This is a genomic window from Saccharothrix carnea (assembly GCF_003014735.1).
Taxonomy (GTDB): Bacteria; Actinomycetota; Actinomycetes; order Mycobacteriales; family Pseudonocardiaceae; genus Actinosynnema; species Actinosynnema carneum.
The window spans coordinates 466,899-488,167 of the sequence record NZ_PYAX01000004.1; the positions used below are offsets into that span (position 1 = coordinate 466,899).

A 21,269-nucleotide genomic window follows, 5' to 3' on the forward strand; every position below is an offset into this window, starting at 1 on the left:
TCGTCCCCGTGCGCACGCATGAGCCGGCTCAGCTCGTAGGGGTGCGTGGGAGCACGAAGAAGGCCCGAGGCGAACCCCGGGCCTTCCTGCTGTCACGCGGTCCGGCGGCGTCCCACCGTCCTGGTGCCCACACCGAGCGCCACGGCGAGCAGACCCAGCAGGCCCAGCCAGATCACGCTCGCACCCGTGTCGGCGAGGCCGCCTCCGGCCGGGCCACCGCCGGCCGCGGGCGGACCGGGGGTGGGCTCACCGGTGCCGGTCGGCGGCACGTCCGGGTCGGGCACCTCGGGACCGGGGTCGAAGTGCAGGTCGACCACGTCCGACCCGCCGCGGATCACCTTGAAGTACGCGTACGGACCCCAGTTCGTGTTGAACTTCCACGGCCCGACCAGCACCGGCGTGTAGTACCCGACCGGGAGGTCGGTGAAGGTGAACCCGCCGTCCGGCCCGGTCACCGTGCGCGCCACCGGCTGCCCGGTGACGAAGTCGAGCAGCACCAGCTTCACGCCGGGGATGCCCGGCGGTTCGGGACCGGTGCCGTTGAGCGCCCGACCGGACACCGTCCACACCGCTCCCGGCACGCGCGCCAGGTCGGAGCCGTGCGCCAGGCCGTTGGCGCTCTCCGGGCCGAAGTCGCACCAGGCGCCGAACATGCCGTAGTCGTCGGCACCCTCGGGCACGGTGTCCCGGACGGTGAACGCCCGGGTCTCGCCGGGCGCGATCTCGACCCCGCCGCCGTCGTGGGCGAACGCGCCCCACTCGGCGCCGTTGTCGGGCGCGGGCAGTTCCGCGCTGCCGCAGAACGCCCTGGCCAGGATCGGGGCGTCACCCGAGTTGGCCAGCGTGATCGTGATGCCCACCGGGTCGTCGACGCCGTAGGTCTCCCGGTCGAACGCCAGGGTCGCGTGCAGCCGGTCCGACAGCGGGCGCTCCATGCGGAAGTACGCGGTGGCCCCCTGATCGCCCGTGACGACCAGTTCGGACTGGCCCTGGCTCACCCACCCGGTGTGCTCGTCGCGGGTGATCACCACGTAGGTGCCCGCGGGCGCGTCGTCCAGCCGGTACGCGCCGTCCGCGCCGGTCTCCCCCGCGACCCACTTCCGCGGCCGACCGCCCTCGAAGGTGATGTGGACCCCGGGCAACGCCTCGCCCTCGTCGAACGCGCCGTCGAGGTCGCGGTCGCCGTAGACGACGGCCACCACGTCGCCGGTCCGGTGGGTCACCGGGACGCTGACGCTGAGCACGTTGTCGGCGGGGTCGGCTTCGTCGGTGGCCTCGATCCGGCCTTTCAGCCACGCCACCCCTTCCCGCACGAAGGCCACGCCGCCGACCAGGGTGACGGTGCGCTCCTCACCGGGTTCGAGGTACGTCCCCAGCCACGGGCGCAGGTCGCCCCACTGGTCGTGGTCGTAGTCGAACCGGTCCGCGGGCGACTCGGGCACGTACCGCGCGAACGTCCTGGCGGTGCCGGCGTTGACCACCTTCACCGTCGCCGTCACCTGCTCGTTGATGTCGTAGGACGGCTTGCCGAACGACGCGGTCACCTTCACGTTCGGCGCGAGCCGCGGCGGCACCACGACCGGGCCGTCGACCACCGAGAAGACCGAGCGCGACGTCCCGTCGGCGGCGACCCCGATGGTGTAGACGTCGCTGCCGTAGCGGTCGCGGTACGGGCCCAGCACGAGCACGTCGTACTCGCCCACCGGCAGGTTGACGAACCGCCACTCGCCGTCGTCGCCGGACACCGCCTCGGCGACCGGGACGCCCAGCCGGTCGAGCGCGAGCAGCCGGACCCCGGCGAGCGGGGTCTCCGGTCCCTGGCCGGAGTAGTAGTGCAGCAGGCCGGTGGCGTCACCGCGGGCGCCGACGACCCGCGCCGAGTCGGACGAACCGACGTAGCCGTCCTCGTGCGTGCCGTGGTCGCCGAAGTTGCACTCGGCGAAGAGGATGCCGCGTTCGTAGGCGCGCTGGGGCACGACGTCGGTCATGACCAGGACCTTCGTCTCACCCGCGCCCACGGTGGTGCCGGGGCCTCCGACCGCGAGCGGCGCCCAGCCCGGACCGGTGCCGTCGAGGACGTGGGGCTCACCCGCGTGGTTGCAGACCGCGACCACGCCGGTCAGCGGCACGGTCCCGGAGTTGGTCAAGGTGACCTTGACGTTGACCGGGTCGTCGCGCCCGTAGGTGTCCCGGTCCAGTTCGAGGCGGGCGGTGAGCACGTCGGACACCGGTGTGGCGGTGGGGATCGCCAGGTCGGCGGTGGCGCCCTCCTCGACGGTGAACTCGCCGAAACCCGGCTTCACCACGACGTCGTTGTCCGGCAGGTGCAGCCGGTACCGGCCGGTGGGCACGTCGGTGAACGCGACGCGACCTCCCGCGTCGGTCACCGCGTCCAGCGAGGTGTAGGGCGCGCCGCCGTAGGCGGAGAAGTGCAGGCCCTCCACGCCTTCACCGGCGTCGGCACGGCCGTTGCCGTTCCCATCGGTGTAGACGACCGCGGACACCGCGCCACGCTCCTGCGCGACGGCCGCCCGCGCGGTGGCCTCGTTGTCGGCCGGAGTCGGGTCGGGGATCGTGCCTTCCGCCCGGAACGCGCGGATATTGAACACCGCGTGGTCGGCGAGGGGGTCCAGCGGCCGTGCCACGAGGTCGACCACCATCCGCTCGCCGGGGACCAGCGTGTAGCGGCCCGAGATGTGGTCCCAGCCGTTCCTGAGCCACACGTTGCCGCCGAAGACGACGAACTTCACCTCGGTGGCGACGTCGTCGCCGACGTTGTCGACGGTGACCCTGATCGGGAGGTCGGTCTCCGGCGGGTACTCGGCCCGGTCGAACGACGCGGTGATCCTCAGGTCGGCCTCGGCCTCGGCCTCGGCCTTGGGCTCGGGCTCGGCTTCGGCGGGGCGGTGTTCCCCGGTCGGGGTGGCGGGCCGGTCGGCCGGCTCCGGGCTCACGGGAGCCGCGGGCGGGGTTTCGGGACTCGTGGTGGTGGTAGTGGTCGTCGTCGTCTCGACCGGCGTGACGTCGGCAGGAGCCGTCGTCGTGGTGGTTTCCGGTGGCGGTTCGGTGGTGGTCTCCTGCGCCCACGCGGGCGTGCCGCCCAACGCGGTGGCGACGACCAGCACGGCCGCCACCACCGTTCTCAGCGCACGTTCGCGGACCGCGCGCGGGCGCGCGGCATCGTCAACGGACATGACCCGTTCCCCCCTCGTAGCCGCTCGACGCCCCTGCCGGCAGTGCTACGTCCCCCCGGACGCGGGGGCAGGGATCGGCGGTGAATGTGGGCAGAGGCTACTGGTGAACCGGTGCCCGTCGCGGCGGCCGTTCGGCGCAATGTGGCGGTGCGGCCCGCCCGAACAACCCTACGTATGGCGCTGGTGACAACCGGCTACGGCTGGTTCGTTGGATGACGGGAGCCTCCCCTGTCACCCGGCTCCCGACTTCCCTGTACCCAAGGAGACCAAGATGCTCGTACGAAAGGCCGTCGGCGTCCTCGTCGGCGTGCTCGGCCTGCTGCTGCCGCTGGTCGCGGTGGCCGCGCCCAGCGCGTCGGCGCAGCCGCAGGCCCTGGTGCGCACGCTGTACTACGACGTGAGCCAGGCCCAGGAGTTCGTGGCGGACTGGGACCGCGCCGCGACGAACTGGAACAACTCGGTGTCCAACGTCAAGCTGGCCCGCCGGACCTCCACCTCCGGCGTCAACATCCGCATCCTGGCGGACAACGGCTGGCCCAGGGCCTACGTGAGCTCGCTCGGCAACGGCACCGTCTACATGGGACGCCAGGCCGTGCAGCAGGGCTACTACCGGCCCCGGATCTCGACCCACGAGATCGGGCACATCCTCGGCCTGCCGGACCGGCGGACCGGCCTGTGCGCCGACCTGATGTCCGGTTCCAGCGCGCCGATCTCGTGCCGCAACGACCTGCCGAACGCCGCCGAGCGCGCCGAGGTGGAGCGCCGGTTCGCCGGTTCGCTCGCCGCGGCCGACGTGCGTGCAGCGGGCTTCACGGCCGGCAGCACGGAGTGCTTCGTGTACTGATCGGCGAACGTGACCGGACCCCGTGAGCCCGGCTCACGGGGTCCGGTCACGGGCACAGGCGCTGCTCGACGACACCCGGGAAGTACCTGGCCCAGGCGACCGGGTCGTCGTTCACCCACGGCCACGCGCAGACGTCGCGCAGCAGGCGTTCGTCGTCGAGGTCGAGCCGCCACTGGCTGCCCGCCGGGTCCGACAGGGCCAGCTCACGGGCGTCGGGCCGGTAGCGCGCGTGGTCCGCGGCGACGGGCAGGCCCTCGACCGACGCCACCGGTCGGGCTTCGCCCGGGGTGCCGATGTCCCACACCTGCACGACGCCCGGCCGGCCGCCGATCACCAGCGCCCGGTCGTCCGCCGCGAACTCCACCACCGGCGTGGACAGCGCCAGGTCCGTCAGCAGCGCCCAGTGCCGGGGCGCCGACGGGTCGGTCACGTCGAACACCTCGACCTCCTCGGTCGTCTCGTTCACCAGGGCGAGGAACCTCCCACCCGGGCTGAACACCGCGTGCGCCTTGCCCTCCACGATCAGCAGGGGGCCGGCCGGTGTCGCCCGGCCGTCCGGGTCGAGGTGCCACAGCACCACGTGCCGCTCCACGTAGTCCGAGCCGAAGCCGACCGTCACCACGACCCGGGCGTCACCCCGCAGCTCGACGCTCTCCACCCGCTTGGCCGGCAGCGGGGTTTCGGTGATCGGCCCGTCGCCGTCCCACCGCCACAGCGTCGCCGCCCCGGTGTCCGGCAACGCGTTGCCGGGGTCGTCGAAGCGGCGCGGCATCTCGTGCCTGCCGACGCCCGCCAGCACCGTGCCGGTGCGGCTCATCGTCTGCACGTCCACGTGCCGGAGCTCGCCGATCAGGCGTGGCTCGTCGGGTTCGGCGAGGTGCCACAGGCCGGTGAAGCCCCGGTCGTCCTCCAGCAGGAACGCCTTGCCGTCGCGGCTGATCCTGCCGATCCGACCCGACGCGGGCACGTCGGCCAGGTGCCTGGCCTTGCCGCCCTCGATCCGCCACACCGTGCCCGACCGCGCGTCGGCTTCCGTGGAGACCGCGATGTCGCCCTCCGGTGCCGGCGTCAACCGGTCCCACAGCGGTCGGGTGGCCAGCGGCGCGGCGTTCGACGCGGCCCACGCGACGCGCACCGCGTTGAGCGCCTCGGCGGTGGACGACACCCGGTAGGCGGCGAGCGCGAGCCGGAGGGCGTCGGCGGGCCGGTCCGGGAGCAGGCGCAGCGCGGCGTCGGCGGCACGCATCGACAGGGCACCGTTGCGCTGCACGGCCGCCCGGTTCTCCGCGACCCCGGCGTAGGCCGCGGTGCCCGCCAGCACCACCACGAGGCCCACCAGGAGCGCGACGTACTGCTTGAGCCTGCGGGTGCGGCGGCGTTCGGCGGTGCGCCGGGAGTCCTCGGCGGCGATCGACGCGTCGAGGAACGCGCGTTCCCGGCCGGTGAGCCGCTCCTCCAGGCTGCGGGCCTGTTCCAGCCGGGCACCCCGGTACAGCGCGTCGGGGTCGCGGTCGTGCGCTTCCCACGTGTCGGTGGCGTCGACCAGCTCGCGGTGCCGCCGCAGGGCTTCCCGGTCGCTCGCGAGCCAGTCCCGCAACCGCGGCCAGGCCTGGATCACGGCCTCGTGGGTGAGTTCCACGGCGTCGTCGTCGAGCGTGATCAGCCGCGCCCGGGCCAGCCGGTCCAGCAGCGCCTGGTCCACGTCCAGCTCGTGCCGCCGCACCCGCCGCCGGGTGTCCTCGATGCCCTCGCCGAGCGCGATGAGCCGCAGCAGCACCGACCGCGCGTCCCGCTGCCCGTCCGGCGACAGACCGCCGAACACCTCTTCGGCGGTGCGGGCGATGGCGTGCTCCACCCCGCCCGCCTGCTCGTACCCGGCCAGCGACAGGGTCATCCCGCGACGGCGCCGCCAGGTCTCGACCAGCGCGTGCGACACCAGCGGCAGCGCCGAGGCCCGACCGGTCACGTCGGCGACCAGCCTGACCACCAGCGCGGTCTCGACGGTCGCGCCCGCGCGGGCGGCGGGTTCGGTGATCGCCCGCCGCAGCTCGTCGGCCGTCATCGCGCCGACCAGCACCTGGCCGCCGTGCAGCGCGGCGGTCAGCTCCGGGTGCCTGCCGCAGTGGCCGTAGAAGTCGGCGCGGACGCCGATCACGACCCGCACGCGGCTGTGGTCGGCGTTCGCGGCGAACACCAGCGCCCGCACCAGCCAGTCCCGGTCGGTGGCGGAGCACTGGGTGAAGACCTCCTCGAACTGGTCCACCACCAGCAGGAGGTCCCGTTCGGCCACGGCGCGGCGGATCCACAGGTGCAGGTTCCGGTGCGACTCCGCCAACTCGGCCCGCACCGCCACCGGCGACTCGTCGGTCAGCCCGGCGAGCGCGACCGCGCACTCCTCCAGCGGGTCGCGGCCGGGCGCGATGAGGACGACCGGGTCCTCGCTGCGCGCCGCCAGCCCCGCCCGCAACAGCGACGACTTGCCCGAGCCGGACGCGCCGAACACACCGGTGAACCGGCGCCGCCGAACGAGGTCGACCAGGGTCTCGGTGAGCTCCTCGCGACCGAAGAACCGATCGGCGTCCTCGGTCCGGAAACCGGCGAGCCCGACATAGGGCGTTTCGCCCGGTCTCGGTTCCGGAATGTCGTCGACGGCGATCTCGGACCACCGGGCACGCCATTCCTCGACGTCACCGCCGCACGCGCGGACGAACGCCAACGTCACCGCCAGGCTGGGCAGCTTGCGCCCGGCGGTGGCCGCGGACAGCGCGGCGGCCGAGTAGTTCGCCCGTTTGCCCAATTCGCGGTAGGTCGGTCGGCCCGCTTTCTCGCGCAATCGGCGCAGCCCGGCCGCGAAGCGCAGCAGCGCGGTCTCGTCGGACGCCAGTGGTGTTTCCCGTCGCGGCACCGTTGCCCCCTTCGACCGGGCCATTGTCCACACAACACCGTTCAACGCACGGATCCTGACACTGAACAATCGGCTGGGCCCAGCGTTCGACACCTCGATCCGGGAAAAGCCTCATTCCACCTCGACCGGTATGGGATCGCCGGACTTTTCCACGTCGAACGATCCGAGGGGTATTCGTGTCAGGACACCGATCACGTTCCGGCGCACCCGGACCTGGCCGGTCGGGAGATCGCCGAGCGCGACTTCACCGCCGACCCGGACGCCACCGACCTGATCGGCCTCGGCACGCACGTCGCCGCGACCATCGCCGGCCACGGCACGCCGTACCGCGGGGTCGCGCCGGACGCGCGACTGCTCGACGCCAAGGTCTGCGGCGCGAGCGACGGGTGCTCCGAGTCGGCGATCGTGGCCGGCCCGGGGTGGGCGGCCGAGCAGGGCGCGGACGTGGTCAACGTCAGCCTGGGCGGACCGGACACCGAGGAGGTCGACGTGCTGGAGGAGGCGGTCGAATCCTCTCCGCCCGGCACGGCACGCTGTTCGTCGTCGCGGCGGGCAACAGCGGCAGCGGCGCGGAGACCATCGGCTCGCCGGCCGGCGCCGACGCCGCGCTCGCGGTGGGCGCGGTCGGGTGCGGTCCGGCCGGCACGTGGGCATCCCTCCGGGTGGCCGCGACCGACAGCGAGGGCAACACGACGCGCCAGACGGTGATCCACGCCTACCGGATCACCTGACGGTGTGACACCCGTGACGGGGTCGGACACCGCCGGACCCCGTCACGGGTGACCTGGACGTCAGTCGCGCAGGCTCAGCGGACGCAGGTCGGTCCAGTGCTTCTCCACGTAGGCGACGCACGCGTCACGGGTGTCGGGGCCGAAGGTGGACGTCCAGCCGGCCGGGATGTCGGCGAACGACGGCCACAGCGAGTGCTGGCCCTCGTCGTTGACCAGGACGTGGAAGCGGCCTTCGGGGTCTTCGAACGGGTTGGTCATGGCTCGATCCTCCGGTCGGGGTCGGTCGTCGCGTGGTGCAGGTGGTGCAGCACGCGGTCGGCCAGGTGCTGGGCGGTGGTCGGGGTGAACAGGTCGGTCGCGTAGACGAGGTAGCACGGCACGGGGCCGTCGTCCCGCGGTTCGTAGAAGCTGACGGTCAGCTCGGCCGGTGTGGTGCCGGTGGGGACGGCTTCGAGCGAGCCCGTGCCGCCTTCCAGGGTCGACAGGACCGCCTTCTCGTGGTGGACGATCATGACCTGCGGTTCGGCGGGCACCGGCACGTCCGCGTGCTCGAACGCGGCCAGGTCGGTGGCCCGGACGCGGGCCAGCAGCTCGGTGTAGCTGGGGTCGCCCGCGGTGTCGGTGCGCAGCACGACGCGGTTGGAGAAGCAGCCGACCAGGTCGGCCAGCGCCTCCTCGGTGCGACCGGCCACCGTCGTGCCGATCGGCAGGTCCGTGCCGTAGGGCGTCAAGGCGGCGGCGACGGCGGCCTGCACCACCATGAACATGCTGGTGCCGGTGCGGGCGGCCAGTCGGTCGATCGCCGCGTGCAGCGAGGCGGGGAGCGTGAACGGGATGACCTCGGCCGCGTGACGTCCCGGACGCCGTTCACCCCGGTAGGGCAACTCCAGCACGGGCAGGTCGCGCAGCGTGTCGCGCCAGAACGCGTGCTGCTCGTCCCCCACCGATTCCACGACTTCCCGCGACCACAACGCGTAGTCGGCGTAGGACACCGGCAGCTCGGTCCACTGTGGAGCGTCACCGGCCCGCCGGGCCGCGTAGGCGTGCTGGAGGTCGCGGAACAGCGGCACGACCGACCACTCGTCCACCGCCAGGTAGCTCATGGTCAGCAGCAACGCCTGCGCGCCGGACGCGTCCACCACCAGCCGGGCGCGCACCGGCGGGTGTCCGGGCTCCACCGGCGCGGCCGCGAACCCGCGCAACGCCTCGTCCAGCGAGGTCACCCGCTCGACGTCCAGCGGCGGCACGGGCACGGCACGCTGCCGGTCGCCGTCCAGCACGGTGCGCAGCGGTTCGTGCCGGTCCACCACGTCGGCGTAGGCGGCGACGAGAGCGGGCACGTCGAACGGGTCGCGGGCGCGCAACGCCAGCGCGTGGTCCCACACGACCGGACCCCGCTGCACGGGCGCCAACGGCAGGTCCACCGGCCGGTCGAACCGGCGCAGCCGCGGCCGGGCCGACGTGGCGCCGCCCAGCCGGCCGGCCAGCCCGGCGACGGTCGGCGAGTCGAACACGTCGCGCAACGCGATGTCGACCCCGAACACCGACCGGATCTTGCCGACCAGCCGCATGGACGCCATGGAGTGGCCGCCCAGGCCGAAGAAGTTGTCGTGGATGCCCGGCGACACACCGAGGATTTCGGCGAACAGCTCCGCGATCGCCTTCTGCTCCGGCGTCACGGGTCGGTCGTCGCCGGTCAGCGCGGTCCAGTCGGGCCGCGGCAGGGCACGGCGGTCGAGCTTGCCGTTCGGGGTGAGCGGCAGCGGGCCGTCCAGGAAGAGCACCGTGGCCGGGACCATGTACTCGGGCAGCCGTTCGGCGACGAACGCCCGCAGGTCGTCCTCCGTCGAGCCGACCACGTACCCGACGAGCCTGGTCACGTCACCCGTGCGGTCGGCGAGCACGGCCGCCTGCGCCACAGCCGGGTGCCGGGCCAGGGCGGCTTCGATCTCGCCGAGCTCGATCCGGAAGCCGCGGATCTTGACCTGGGTGTCGACGCGGCCGAGGAAGTCCAGGTTGCCGTCCGCGCGCCAGCGCGCCCGGTCGCCCGTGCGGTACATGCGGGCTCCGGGCGGCCCGAACGGCGAGGCGACGAACCGGGACGCGGTCAGCGCCGCCTGGCCGATGTACCCGCGGGCCAGGCCGCGACCGGACACGTACAGCTCGCCGACCACACCGGGCGGCACCGGCCGGAGCCGGTCGTCCAGCACGTACACGGTGGTGTTGGGGTCGGGGATGCCGATCGGCACGGCCGTGTCCCACTCCGGCACGGCCTTCCACAGCGTGGAGTTGACCGTGGCCTCGGTGAGGCCGTAGGCGGCGAGCAGGTTGAGGCGGCCGGCCCAGCGGCCGATCACGTCCGGCGGCACGGTCTCGGTGCCGACCAGGATCGTCGAGCCCGCGGGCAGCTCGCAGTCGGCGGGCAGCGCGGACACCAGCGACGGCGGCAGGATCATGTGCGTGATCCGCCGGTCGCGCAGGAAGTCGGTCAGCTCGGGACCGGCGACCCGCACCTCGTCCGGCGCGAACACCAGCCGTCCCCCCACGCACAGCGCCATGGTCAGCTCGAACACCGCCACGTCGAAGCCGACCGACGCGAACTGCAGCACCCGGCTCTCCGCGGTGAGGCCCATCCGGTCGATGGCGGTGGCGGCGAGGCTGGCGATGCCCTCGTGCGGCACCACCACGCCCTTGGGCCGGCCGGTCGAGCCGGACGTGTAGATCACATACATCGCCGAGTCCAACGACGACGGTCCACTGTATTCAATAGACACATAGTCGGACTGAGCGAGTTCTTTGCATACAGTATCCGAGTCGAGCAGCACGGCCTCGACGACCTCGGGCACGGGCGCTGCCTGCGTGGTCACCACCAGCTTGGCGCCGGAATCCTGGATCATGTATGCAATCCGGTCCACCGGGTGCGACAGATCGAGCGGCAGGTAGGCCGCGCCGAGCTTCAGCACCGCCAGCACGGTGGCGACCATGTCCGCCGACTTGGGCACCGCCACGCCTACCACGGACTCGTGGCCGACGCCGCGTGCCGCGAGCAGCCGGGCGATCCGGTCGGACCGCTCGTCCAGCCAGGCGTAGCTGACCGAACGGGCGCGGTCGACCACGGCGACCGCGTTCGGCCGCGCCGCCACGCACCGGGCGAACATCGTCGTGAACGTCTCCTCCGGTACCTCCCGCGTGGTCCGGTTGAACTCGTCCACCACGCGGCGGCGCTCGTCGGGCGCGAGCAGGTCCACCGCGCTCACCGGCGCGGTCGGCTCGGCCAGCACAGCGCCGACCAGCGTGACCAGCCGGGCGCCGAGGCGTTCGACGGTCACCCGGTCGAACAGGTCCGTCGCGTACTCCAGCCGGCACACCACCGGACCGTCGACCACCTCGGTGAAGCTGAACACCAGGTCGAACTTCGCCGTCGTGGTCTCGTGGCCCACCCACGTCACCGGCAGCCCGTCGAACTCCCCCGCGTCACCGCCCCGGCTGTGGTAGCCGACCATCACCTGGAACAACGGGTTGCGCGCCGCCGACCGGGTCGGGTTGATCCGGTCCACAACGGCCTCGAACGGCACGTCCTGGTGCGAGAACGCGGCCAGCGACGTCTCCTTCACCCGCGCCACCAGCTCGGCGAAGCCCGGGTCACCGGACAGGTCGGCCCGCAGCACGAGCGTGTTGACGAAGAAGCCGACCAGCTCGTCCAGCGCCTCGTCGGTGCGCCCCGCGATCGGCGCGCCCAACGGGATGTCGTCGCCCGCGCCCAACCGACCCAGCAACGCCGCCACCGCGGCCTGCAACACCATGAACATCGACGCGCCGGACGACTGCGCCAACGCCCGCAGCCCCTCGGTCAGCTCCGCCGGGAACACCACTTCCAGGTCCGCACCGCGGAACGTCGGCCGTCCCGGGCGCGGCCGGTCCACCGGGAGCTCCAGTTCCTCCGGCGCGCCGGCCAACGCCCGTGCCCAGAAGTCCAGCTGCTCCTCGCCGACGACGTCCAGCACGTTCCGCTGCCACACCGTGTAGTCCGCGTACTGCACGGGCAACGGCGTCCACCGCGGCGCCTCACCGGCCCGCCGGGCGCGGTAGGCCGTGGCCAGGTCGCGCAGGAACGGCCGGTCGGACCACTCGTCGGTGGTGATGTGGTGCAGCAGGATGACGATCAGGTGCTCGTCGGAGCCCGACGACGCGACCGTGACCCGCAACGGCAGCTCGGTGCGCAGGTCGAACGGCCGCTCGACCTCGTCCCGCACGATCCCGGGCACCTCGTCCCCGGTGGCCGCACGCACCACCACGGTCGGCGTGACGTCGTGCAGCACCCGCTGGAACGGCGTGCCCTCGTGCTCGCCGAACACCGTCCGCAACGCCTCGTGCCGGTCGACCACGTCACCGACCGCGGCGGTGAACGCGGCCACGTCCAGCGGGCCGTGCAGCGTGAACACCAGCGGGAAGTTGTAGGCGGCGGACGTGCCTTCCATCTGCTGGATCAGCCACAACCGCTGCTGCGCCGACGACAGCGGCAGCTCGGCGGGCCGTTCGACGGGCACCAGCGGCGGTCGGACCGCTCCGCCGCCGGCACGCGGGGCCAGTTCGGCGACCGTGGGCGCGTCGAACAGGTCGCGGATCGCCAGTTCCACGCCCAGCGCCGAACGGGCCCGGCTGATCAACCGGGTGGCGAGCAGCGAGTGGCCGCCGAGGTCGAAGAAGTTGTCGTCCACGCCGATCGACGGCACGCCCAGCACGTCGGCGAACAGCCCGCACAGCACTTCCTCCGCGCGGTTGCCCGCGGCACGCGAGGAGGCCGCGCCCGCGACCACCGGCTTCGGCAGTGCCCGGACGTCGAGCTTGCCGTTCACGGTGAGCGGCAAGGCGTCCACCGCCATGATCGCGGCCGGGACCATGTAATCAGGAAGGCTGCGCTTCAGATTCTCACGCAAGGTTGCGGTTTCCACCGCAGCCACCACATAACCGATGAGCCGCTTCACCCCGCCGGGACCGGCGTCCACGACCACCGCGGCGTGCGTGACGCCGGGCTGGGCCGCCAGCGCGGACTCGACCTCGCCCAGCTCGACCCGGTAACCGCGGATCTTGACCTGGTCGTCGGTGCGGCCGAGGAAGTCCAGGTTGCCGTCCCGGCGTGCGCGCACGAGGTCGCCCGTGCGGTACATGCGGGTGCCGGACGGGCCGTACGGGTCGGCGACGAACCGCTCGGCGGTCAGGCCGAACCGGTCGTGGTAGCCGCGGGCCAGGCCGACACCGGCGATGTAGAGCTCACCGGGCGAACCGGGCGGCACCGGCCGCAGGTGCGCGTCCAGCACGTACGCCCGCGTGTTCCAGATCGCCTTGCCCACGGTCGCCGTCGCACTGTCCTCTGTGGACGCGCCGAGCGTGTTGATCGTGTACTCGGTGGGCCCGTAGAGGTTGTAGCCGTACGTGCCGGGCGTCTCGCGCAGCCGCTGCCACACCGATTCCGGCACGGCCTCGCCGCCGAGCAGCACCAGCGCGGGGACGTGACCTTCCAGCAGCCCCTCCTCGATCAGCAGCTGCGCGTACGTCGGGGTCACGTTGACCACGTCGATCAGGTGCTCGTCGCAGTAGGCGACCAGGGCCGCCGCGTCCCGGCGCAGCTCCTCGTCGCACACGTGCACCTCGTGGCCCTCGACCAGCCACAGCAGCTCTTCCCACGACATGTCGAACGCGAACGACACGGTGTGCGCGATCCGCAGCCGACGTCCGCCTGCCGCCGCGATGGCAGGTGCGAAGATCGCCTGCTGGTGGTTGAGCTGCATGTTCGTCAGGCCGCGGTACGGCGTGACGACGCCCTTCGGGCGGCCGGTCGAGCCGGACGTGTAGATCACGTACGCCGGGTGGTCCAGCGAGAACCTCGGCCACTCGACGGTGTCCGGCACGCCGCCGAGGTCCAGGTCGTCGGCACCCGGATCATCGAGGCACAGCGCGTCCGGCACCAGCCCGACCGCCGTGGTCGACAGCACGCACAGCGGCTTGGTGTCCTCGATCATCAGCAGCAGCCGGTCGGCCGGGTGGTCGAGGTCGAGCGGCAGGTAGGCGGCGCCGGTGCGGAGCACCGCGAACAGCGCCACCACCATCTCGGTCGTGCGCGGCAACGCCAGCGCGACCACCCGCTCGGGCCCCGCGCCCCGGCTGATCAGCAACCGGGCCAGCGCGTCGATCCGGTCCTGCAGCTCGGCGTAGGTGAGCCGCTGGTCGCCGAACACGAGCGCGGTGGCGTCCGGCGTCCGGCGTGCCTGGGCGGCGAGCAGGTCGGCGATCGTCTCGGTGACCACCGGGTTGGCGCTGGCGTCCCACTCGGCGGCCACCGCGCGCCGTTCGTGGTCGGGCAGCACGTCGAGCGTGCCGACCAGCGCCTCCGGTGAGTCGACCAGGCGTTCCAGCACGGTGGTGTACCGGGTGAGCAGCGCCCGCGCCGCCTCGGCGGTGAAGATGTCCGGACGGGACGCGAGGGTGACGCGCGTGCGGGCGCCGGGCGTGATGATGAGCGTCAGCGGGAAGTGCGTACCGTCCACGTTGGACACGTCGAGCACGCCGTGCCGGGACGCCAGCTCGCCCTGCCGGTCGTCGCCGTCACCGGTGCGCAGCACGAACAGCGTGTCGAACAGCTGCCGGTGCCCGGCCTCCCGCTGGATCTCGCCCAGGCCGACGTGCTCGTAGGACATGAGCGCGGTCCGCTCGGCCTGGACGCGCCGCAGCAGTTCCAGCACGGTCTCGCGGGGGTTGATCGCGATGCGGGTGGGGATGGTGTTGAGGAACATGCCGATGACGTGCTCGACGCCGTCGACCTCGACCGGGCGGCCCGCGACGGCGGTGCCGAACACGACGTCGCCGCGGCCGACCTCGCTCGCCAGCACCATCGCCCACGCGGCGTTGAACACGGCGTTGGCGGTCAGGCCGTGCTGCCGGGCCTGTGCCCGGACGCGGTCGGTCAGCTCCTCGGTCAGCTCCTGGTGGAACTCGGCCGGGATGACGGGCTCGCGGGACCGGTCCGCGGGCGCGACCAGGGTCGGCTCGCGCAGGCCGGACAACGCGGTGCGCCACGCGCGCAGCGCGGCGTCGTGGTCCTGCCGGGCCAGCCACGCCAGGTAGTCGCGGTAGGAGCCGGGCGGCGGCAGTTCGGCGTCGAGGTCGCGGTACAGCTCCAGCAGCTGCTCCAGGAACAGCCACGCCGACCAGCCGTCCCACAGGATCAGGTGGTGGGTGATGACGAGCCGGTCGCGGCCGTCCGGCAGCCGCAGCACCAGGAACCGGCACAGCGGCGGCGCGGCCAGGTCGAACCGCTCGCGCCGGTCGGCGGCCAGCAGCTCGGGCACGTCGGCGTCCTCGGCCTCGACCACGCGCAGCGGGATCTCCAGGCCGGACGCGATGAACTGCACCGGTGACGGCACGCCGTCGCTGGTGAACCCGGCGCGCAGGCTCGGGTTGCGGTCCAGCAGCGCGGCACCCGCGCGGCGCAGCCGGTCGACGTCCAGCCGGCCGGCGAAGTCCATCGTCTCCTGGGAGAGGTAGACGTCGAGCGCGCCGGTGTCGTAGCTGGCGTGGAAGTACAGGCCCTCCTGCAACGGCGAGAGCGGCCACACGTCCTCCGCGTCGGGCAGCGCGGCGCGGTGGTCGTCGGTCAGCACGAGCAGGGGCGCGTCGGCGGCAATGTCCGCCGTGGTCTCGACGGCGGCGAGGGCGGCGACCGTGCGGTGTTCGAACACGTCACGGGGGCTGATCCCGATGCCGAGCCCGCGTGCCCGGCTGGAGACCGCGATGGACGTGATGCTGTCGCCGCCGAGCACGAAGAAGTCGTCGTCCACGCCCAGGTCGGCCAGGCCGAGGACGGCGGCGAACACCTCGCACAGCAGGCGTTCCCGGTCGGTTTCCGGCGCACGGCGTTCGGTCTTCGCGAGCGTCGGCGACGGCAGCGCGTTCTGGTCGAGCTTGCCGCTCGGGGTGAGCGGGAAGTCCGGCAGCGCGACGACCGCGTGCGGCACCATCGCGGCGGGCAGGGCGTCGGCGATACCGGCCCGCACCGCGTCGAGGTCGACGTCGGCCGGTGTCACGTACGCCAGCAGCCGGCCGTCCCGGGCGATGACCGCGGCCCTGGCCACGCCGGGCAGCGTCACCAGCGCGGACTCGACCTCGCCCAGCTCGATCCGGTTGCCGCGCACCTTGACCTGCCGGTCGGTGCGGCCGAGGTAGACGAGCACGCCATCGGCGCGGCGCACCACCAGGTCACCGGTGCGGTACAGGCGTTCGCCGGGCGCGCCGAAGGGGTTGGCGACGAAGCGCTCGGCGGTGAGCGCGGGCCGGCCGTGGTAGCCGAGGGCGAGCTGGACGCCCGCCAGGTACAGCTCACCCGGGACGTTCACCGGCACCGGCCGCAGGAACGGGTCGAGCACGTGCGCCTGCGTGTTCCAGACGGGGCGGCCGATCGGCACGGCCGGGTCCGGTGCGCCGTCGTACTCGAAGTACGTGACGTCGACGGCGGCCTCGGTGGGGCCGTAGAGGTTGTGCAGCGGCACGCCGGTCAGCTCGCGCCACCGGGCGGCCACGTCACCGGTCAGCGCCTCGCCGCTGCTGAACGCGCGGCGCAGGCTCGTCGACCACGCCGTGTCCTCGTGCACGTCGGGCACGGTCAGGAACGCGGCCAGCATGGACGGCACGAAGTGCAGCGTGGTGACGCGTTCGCGGCGGATCAGGTCGGCGAGGTAGGTGGGGTCGCGGTGGCCGTCCGGCTTGGCGAGCACGACGGCCGCGCCCTCGCACAGGGCCCAGAAGAACTCCCAGACCGAGACGTCGAAGCTGGACGGGGTCTTCTGGAGGACGCGGTCGTCGGCGGTGAGGCCGTATTCGTGCTGCATCCACGCCAGCCGGTTCACGATCGCGCGGTGCGTGACGACGACGCCCTTGGGACGCCCGGTCGAGCCGGAGGTGTAGATCAGGTAGGCGGGCTGGTCCGGGCGCGGGGTGGGCAGGTCGACCGCGGGTGTTTCGGTGTCGACGCAGTCCTCGGGCTTGATCACCGTGGTCGCGCCGGAGTCGGCGAGCATGAACTCGATCCGGTCGGCCGGGTAGTCGAGGTCGAGGGGCAGGTAGGCGGCGCCTGCCTTGAGCACGCCCAGCAGGGCCACCATCAGCTCGGCGGACCGCGGCACGGCGACCCCGACGACGTCGTTGCCGACGAGCTTGTGCGCCAGCGCGGTGGCGCGGCGGTCGAGTTCGGCGTAGGTGAGGGTGGTGTCGCCGTAGACGACCGCGGTGGCGTCGGGGGTGCGGGCGGTCTGGGCGGCGATCCGGCTGACGAGCGTGCCCGCGGGCACGTCGGCTCCGGTCGCGTTCAGCTCGGCGAGCCACCGGGCTTCGGTGTCCGGGACGAGGTCGAGGCTCGCGACCGTGCGGTCGGGGGTGGTGGCGAACGCGGACAGCAGTCGGACGAGCCGTTCGGCCAGGGAGGCGACTTCGGCGTCGGCGAGGCGGTGCTTGAGGCGCAGTTCGATGCGGTCGCCGGGCAGCACGATGAGGGCGAGGGGGTAGTGGACCTGGTCGCGGATCTCGACGTCGTCGACCACGTCGGGGAAGTTCTCGACCACGACGAGGGTGTCGAACAGCTCGCCGTGCCCGGTGACCCGCTGGATCTCGGCCAACCCGAGGTACTGGTGGTCCAGCAGCCGTGCTTGTTCGCTCTGGAGGTGCTGGAAGACCGTCGCCAGGCTGTCCGCGCCACGCCAGCGCTGCCGGACGGGGACCGTGTTGATGAACAGGCCGACCGCGTTCTCGATGCCGGGCACTTCGGCCGGGCGGCCGGCCACGGTGGTGCCGTAGACGACGTCGGCCCGCCCGGTGAGGCCGCCGAGCAGCAACCCCCAGGCACCGTGCAGGACCGTGCTGAGCGTCAACCCACGCCTACGCGCCTCACCGGCGACTGCCGCACTCAACTCCGCGGGCAACCGCACCCTGTGCTGCCCGTGCCGCGGCGACACCTCGAACCCCGCCACCGGCACCGCTTCGCGGGCGTCCCCTCCCAGGGGCCCCCTGCTTTGATCCTGCCGGCGGGGACCGACGATTTCGGTTGTGGTGGGTGGGGTTGTGGACAGGTGGGAGATCTTGGTCGGCTCGTCCACGTCGAACAGGGCGGCGCGCCAGGCGGATCGGGCCGCGTCACGGTCACGGGTCGCCAGCCACGCGAAGTAGCGACGGTGGTCGACCCGGTCCACCCGGCCGCCCACCAACTCGCGCCGCAGCAGGCCGACCGACCACCCGTCCAGCAGGATGTGGTGCAGGGTCAGCACCAGTCGGTCGCCGTGGCGGGCGGCGCGCATCAGCGGTGGGTGGGCCAGGTCGAACGGCTCGGCACGTTCGGCGGCCAGCACGGCTTCGATGTCGTCCGTGGCCGGGTACTCGCGCCACGGCAGCGTCAACGCCTCCGCGATCACCTGCTCCACGCGCCCGCGATCGGTCTGGCGGAAACCCGCGCGCAGCAACGGGTGCCGGTCCAGCAGTCCCTGCACCGCCTCGCGGTCGACGTCCAGGCTCAGCACTTCCTGCACCACGTACGAGTCGTCCGCGTCGTACTGCGCGTGGAAGAAGAAGCCCTCCTGCAACGGTGACGCGGGCAGCACGTCGGACGAGAACCCCTCAAGAGGAGCCTCGGCGCCAACGGCACGGGCGATCCGGGCCAGCCCGGCGACGGTCCGGTGCTCGAACACCTCGCGCGGCGTGAACTCCAGGCCCGCCGCACGGGCCCGCGACACCAGCTGCATCGTGACGATGCTGTCGCCGCCCAGCTCGAAGAAGTTGTCGTGGATGCCGGGCGTCAGCCCCAGCACCTCCGACACCAGGTCCACCAACGCCTGCTCGACCGGGTTCGTGGCCGGCGCGTCGCCACCCAGCGCGGTCCAGTCCGGCTCCGGCAGCGCCGCCCGGTCCAGCTTGCCGTTCGGCGTCAACGGCAACGGCCCGGCCACGGGCACCACGACGGACGGCACCATGTACTCCGGCAGCACGGCGGCGACGTGCTCGCGCGCGTCGACGGGCGAAGCCGACCCGACCACGTACGCGACGAGCCGCTTCACCCGCCGGTGGTCCTCCCGCACCAGCACGGCGGCCTGCGCGATCGCGGGGTGCGCCATGAGCACGCTCTCGACCTCGCCCGGCTCGATCCGGAACCCCCGGATCTTCACCTGGCCGTCCGACCGGCCCAGGAAGTCGAGGTTCCCGTCCGCACGCCACCGCGCACGGTCACCCGTCCGGTACATCCGGGCACCCGGACCGGCGAAGGGGTCGGCCACGAACCGCGACGCCGTCAGCCCCGCCTGCCCCTGGTACCCCCGCGCGAGCCCGCGCCCACCGACGTACAGCTCACCCTCGACACCCACCGGCACCGGCCGCAACGCCGAGTCGAGGACGTAGCAGCGGGTGTTCGGGTCGGGCACGCCGATCGGCACCGGCCCCGTCCAGTCCGGCTGGGCGGGCCACAACGTCGAGTTCACCGTCGCCTCGGTCAGGCCGTACGCGGCGACGACCCGCAACCGCCGGGCCCACCGGGCGATCAGCTCGGTCGGCACGGTCTCCGTGCCCACGATCAGCACCGCGCCCTCGGGCAGCTCGCACTCCGGCGGCAGCGCGGCCACCAGCGACGGCGGCAGGATCATGTGCGTGGCCTCGTGCGCGGCGATGTAGGAGGTCAGCTCCTCGCCCGCGACCCGCCGGTGCGACGGCACGACGACCGCCCGCCCGCCGACGCCCAGGGACATGCACAGGTCCCACACGGCCACGTCGAACCCGACCGAGGCGAACTGCACGACCCGGCTGTCCGGCGTGATCCCGATCCGGTCCAAGGCCGTCGCGATCAGGCTGCCGATGCCCTCGTGCGTCACCACGACACCCTTGGGACGCCCGGTCGAACCGGACGTGTAGATCACGTACGCGGCCTGGTCCAGCGCGATGTCCAGCCCGAGGTCGGAACCGTCGTCGGGCAGGTCGAACCGGGTCTCGGGGGTGATCACCAGCCGGGCGCCCGCGTCGGCGACCATGTAGTCGACCCGGTCGCGCGGGTGGTCGAGGTCCAGCGGCAGGTAGGCCGCGCCCGCCTTCATCACCGCGAGCAGCGTCACGACCAGCTCGACCGACCGGGGCAGGGCCACGCCCACGACGTCCTCGGCGCTCACGCCGGACGCGATGAGCGCACGCGCGAGCCGGTTCGCGGCGGCGTTCAGCTCGGCGTAGGTCAGCGACTCGTCCTCGCACACCACGGCCACGGCGTCCGGGCGCAGCGCGGCCTGGCGTTCGAACGCACCCGGCCACGTCACCTCGTCCACCTCGCGCGGCGACGTGCCGAACTCGAGCAGGACCGCCCGCTCGTCGTCGTCCACCAGGTCGATCAACGCCACCGGCTGGTCCGGGCCGGCGTCGAGCACGCGCAGGAACCGGCGCTGGTGGTCGGCCAGTTCCCGGGGCGTGCACACGGCGGCGTTCGCCTCGAACGTGACGACGAGCCGACCGTCCGCGCGCTGGAGGAAGGACGTGGTGAGGTCGTTGACGGGACCCAGCGACAGCATGTGGAACGCGGGGTCGAGGTCGGCGAACCCCATCTCCCGGCCGAAGCCCAGGTAGTTGATCGTCGGTCCGACCAGCTCGGGGATGCCGTCGCGCAGGCCGAGCTCGCGGGCCAGGTCCTCACCGCGGTAGGCGCTGTGCGGGAGGACTTCGCGGATCTCGCGGTCGACGGCGGCGACCAGGCCGGTGATGGTGCTGTCCGGCCGCACGGTGACGCGCAGCGGCAGCACGGTGGACGACATGCCGGGCGTGACGCGGCTGACGGCGTCCCGCCGACCGGTCACCGGCATCGCCAGCACCAGGTCCGACGCGCCGGTGACGCGGTGGGTGTAGGCGGCGACGGCGGCGATGACCTGCCGCGAGGTCAACGGGTTCGGCAGCTCGACGGTGCGGCGGACGACCTCGCGCACCTGCCCGGCGGCCCGCGGCACGAGCCGCACCGGCTCCGGGTGGTCGGCCATCTTCGCGTGCCAGAACGCCCGGTCCGCCTCGCGCGCGGGGGACTCGCGGTAGGCGAGGTCGGCGTCCACCAGCGCCTGCACGGGCTTCGGCCGCGGCTCGGCGGAACCCTCGTACAGCGCACCGGCCCGCTGGCTGATCAGCACGCAAGCGTAGGCGTCGACCACCAGGTGGTGGTAGCGCTGGTACCAGAGCACGTGGTCGTCGGCGATGCGCAGCAGCGCGTGGTGGAACAACGGGCCGTGCGCAATGTCGGTCAGCCGCGCCAAGTCGTCGTCCATCCACGCGCGCGCGTCGGCGAGCGAGTCGAACGACAGCAGCGTCACGTCGGTGGTCGGCGGGACCGGGACCTGGCCGTCCTCGGTGAACCGGACGTGCAGCGCGCCCGTCTCGCCGATGGTCTGCCGGACGGCCACCAGCAGGCGGTCGTGGTCGACCGGGCCGCGCAGCTCCAGGTACCAGGCCACGTTGTAGACGGGGTTGTCGGGCTCCAGCTGCTGTGCCAACCAGACACCCGTCTGAGCACCGGTCAAGGGCAGCACCATGGTCAACCTTCCCGT

At 72.9% G+C, this 21,269-nt stretch carries 7 protein-coding genes and 1 pseudogene; 3 read left to right on the top strand and 5 right to left on the bottom strand.

From position 1 onward, the window contains the following. Positions 1-92: 92 nt before the first annotated feature. Positions 93-3,194, bottom strand: coding sequence for a carboxypeptidase-like regulatory domain-containing protein (locus tag B0I31_RS13810; protein ID WP_146173840.1), 3,102 nt, complete (start codon positions 3,192-3,194; stop codon positions 93-95). 271 nt (positions 3,195-3,465) lie between these two features. On the opposite strand from B0I31_RS13810, the gene B0I31_RS13815 reads away from it, so the two are divergent. Continuing rightward, a complete protein-coding gene (locus B0I31_RS13815; protein ID WP_106615748.1) occupies positions 3,466-4,038 on the top strand; it encodes a snapalysin family zinc-dependent metalloprotease in 573 nt (190 codons plus the stop codon). Between the two features lie 46 nt (positions 4,039-4,084). Here the strand turns inward: B0I31_RS13815 and B0I31_RS13820 are convergent, their stop codons facing one another. Both B0I31_RS13820 and B0I31_RS41725 read right to left on the bottom strand, forming a co-directional pair. Then, entirely contained in the window at positions 4,085-6,943 is a 2,859-nt protein-coding gene (locus B0I31_RS13820) for an nSTAND1 domain-containing NTPase (RefSeq protein ID WP_181320176.1), read from the bottom strand. A gap of 111 nt (positions 6,944-7,054) precedes the next feature. After that, positions 7,055-7,258 carry a hypothetical protein gene (locus tag B0I31_RS41725; RefSeq protein ID WP_245949918.1) on the bottom strand — a complete coding sequence of 68 codons (204 nt, stop codon included), beginning with the start codon at positions 7,256-7,258 and terminating at the stop codon, positions 7,055-7,057. Between B0I31_RS41725 and B0I31_RS42565 the strand changes: the two are divergent. Continuing rightward, a pseudogene (locus B0I31_RS42565) lies at positions 7,172-7,390 on the top strand (S8 family serine peptidase); the annotation flags it as partial. The gene B0I31_RS41725 and the pseudogene B0I31_RS42565 sit on opposite strands and share 87 nt — an antisense overlap. Further along, positions 7,363-7,674, top strand: a complete 312-nt coding sequence (locus tag B0I31_RS13825) for a S8 family serine peptidase (RefSeq protein ID WP_281262294.1) — start codon at positions 7,363-7,365, stop codon at positions 7,672-7,674. The pseudogene B0I31_RS42565 and the gene B0I31_RS13825, both read left to right, overlap by 28 nt. A 60-nt stretch (positions 7,675-7,734) precedes the next feature. On the opposite strand, the gene B0I31_RS13830 is transcribed toward B0I31_RS13825, so the two are convergent. Together B0I31_RS13830 and B0I31_RS13835 are read right to left on the bottom strand one after the other, a co-directional pair. Continuing rightward, positions 7,735-7,932 carry an MbtH family protein gene (locus B0I31_RS13830; RefSeq protein ID WP_106615750.1) on the bottom strand — a complete coding sequence of 66 codons (198 nt, stop codon included), beginning with the start codon at positions 7,930-7,932 and terminating at the stop codon, positions 7,735-7,737. Then, a complete protein-coding gene (locus tag B0I31_RS13835; RefSeq protein ID WP_106615751.1) occupies positions 7,929-21,254 on the bottom strand; it encodes a non-ribosomal peptide synthetase in 13,326 nt (4,441 codons plus the stop codon). The genes B0I31_RS13830 and B0I31_RS13835 overlap by 4 nt, the downstream gene beginning before the upstream one ends. Between the last annotated feature and the right edge of the window lie 15 nt (positions 21,255-21,269).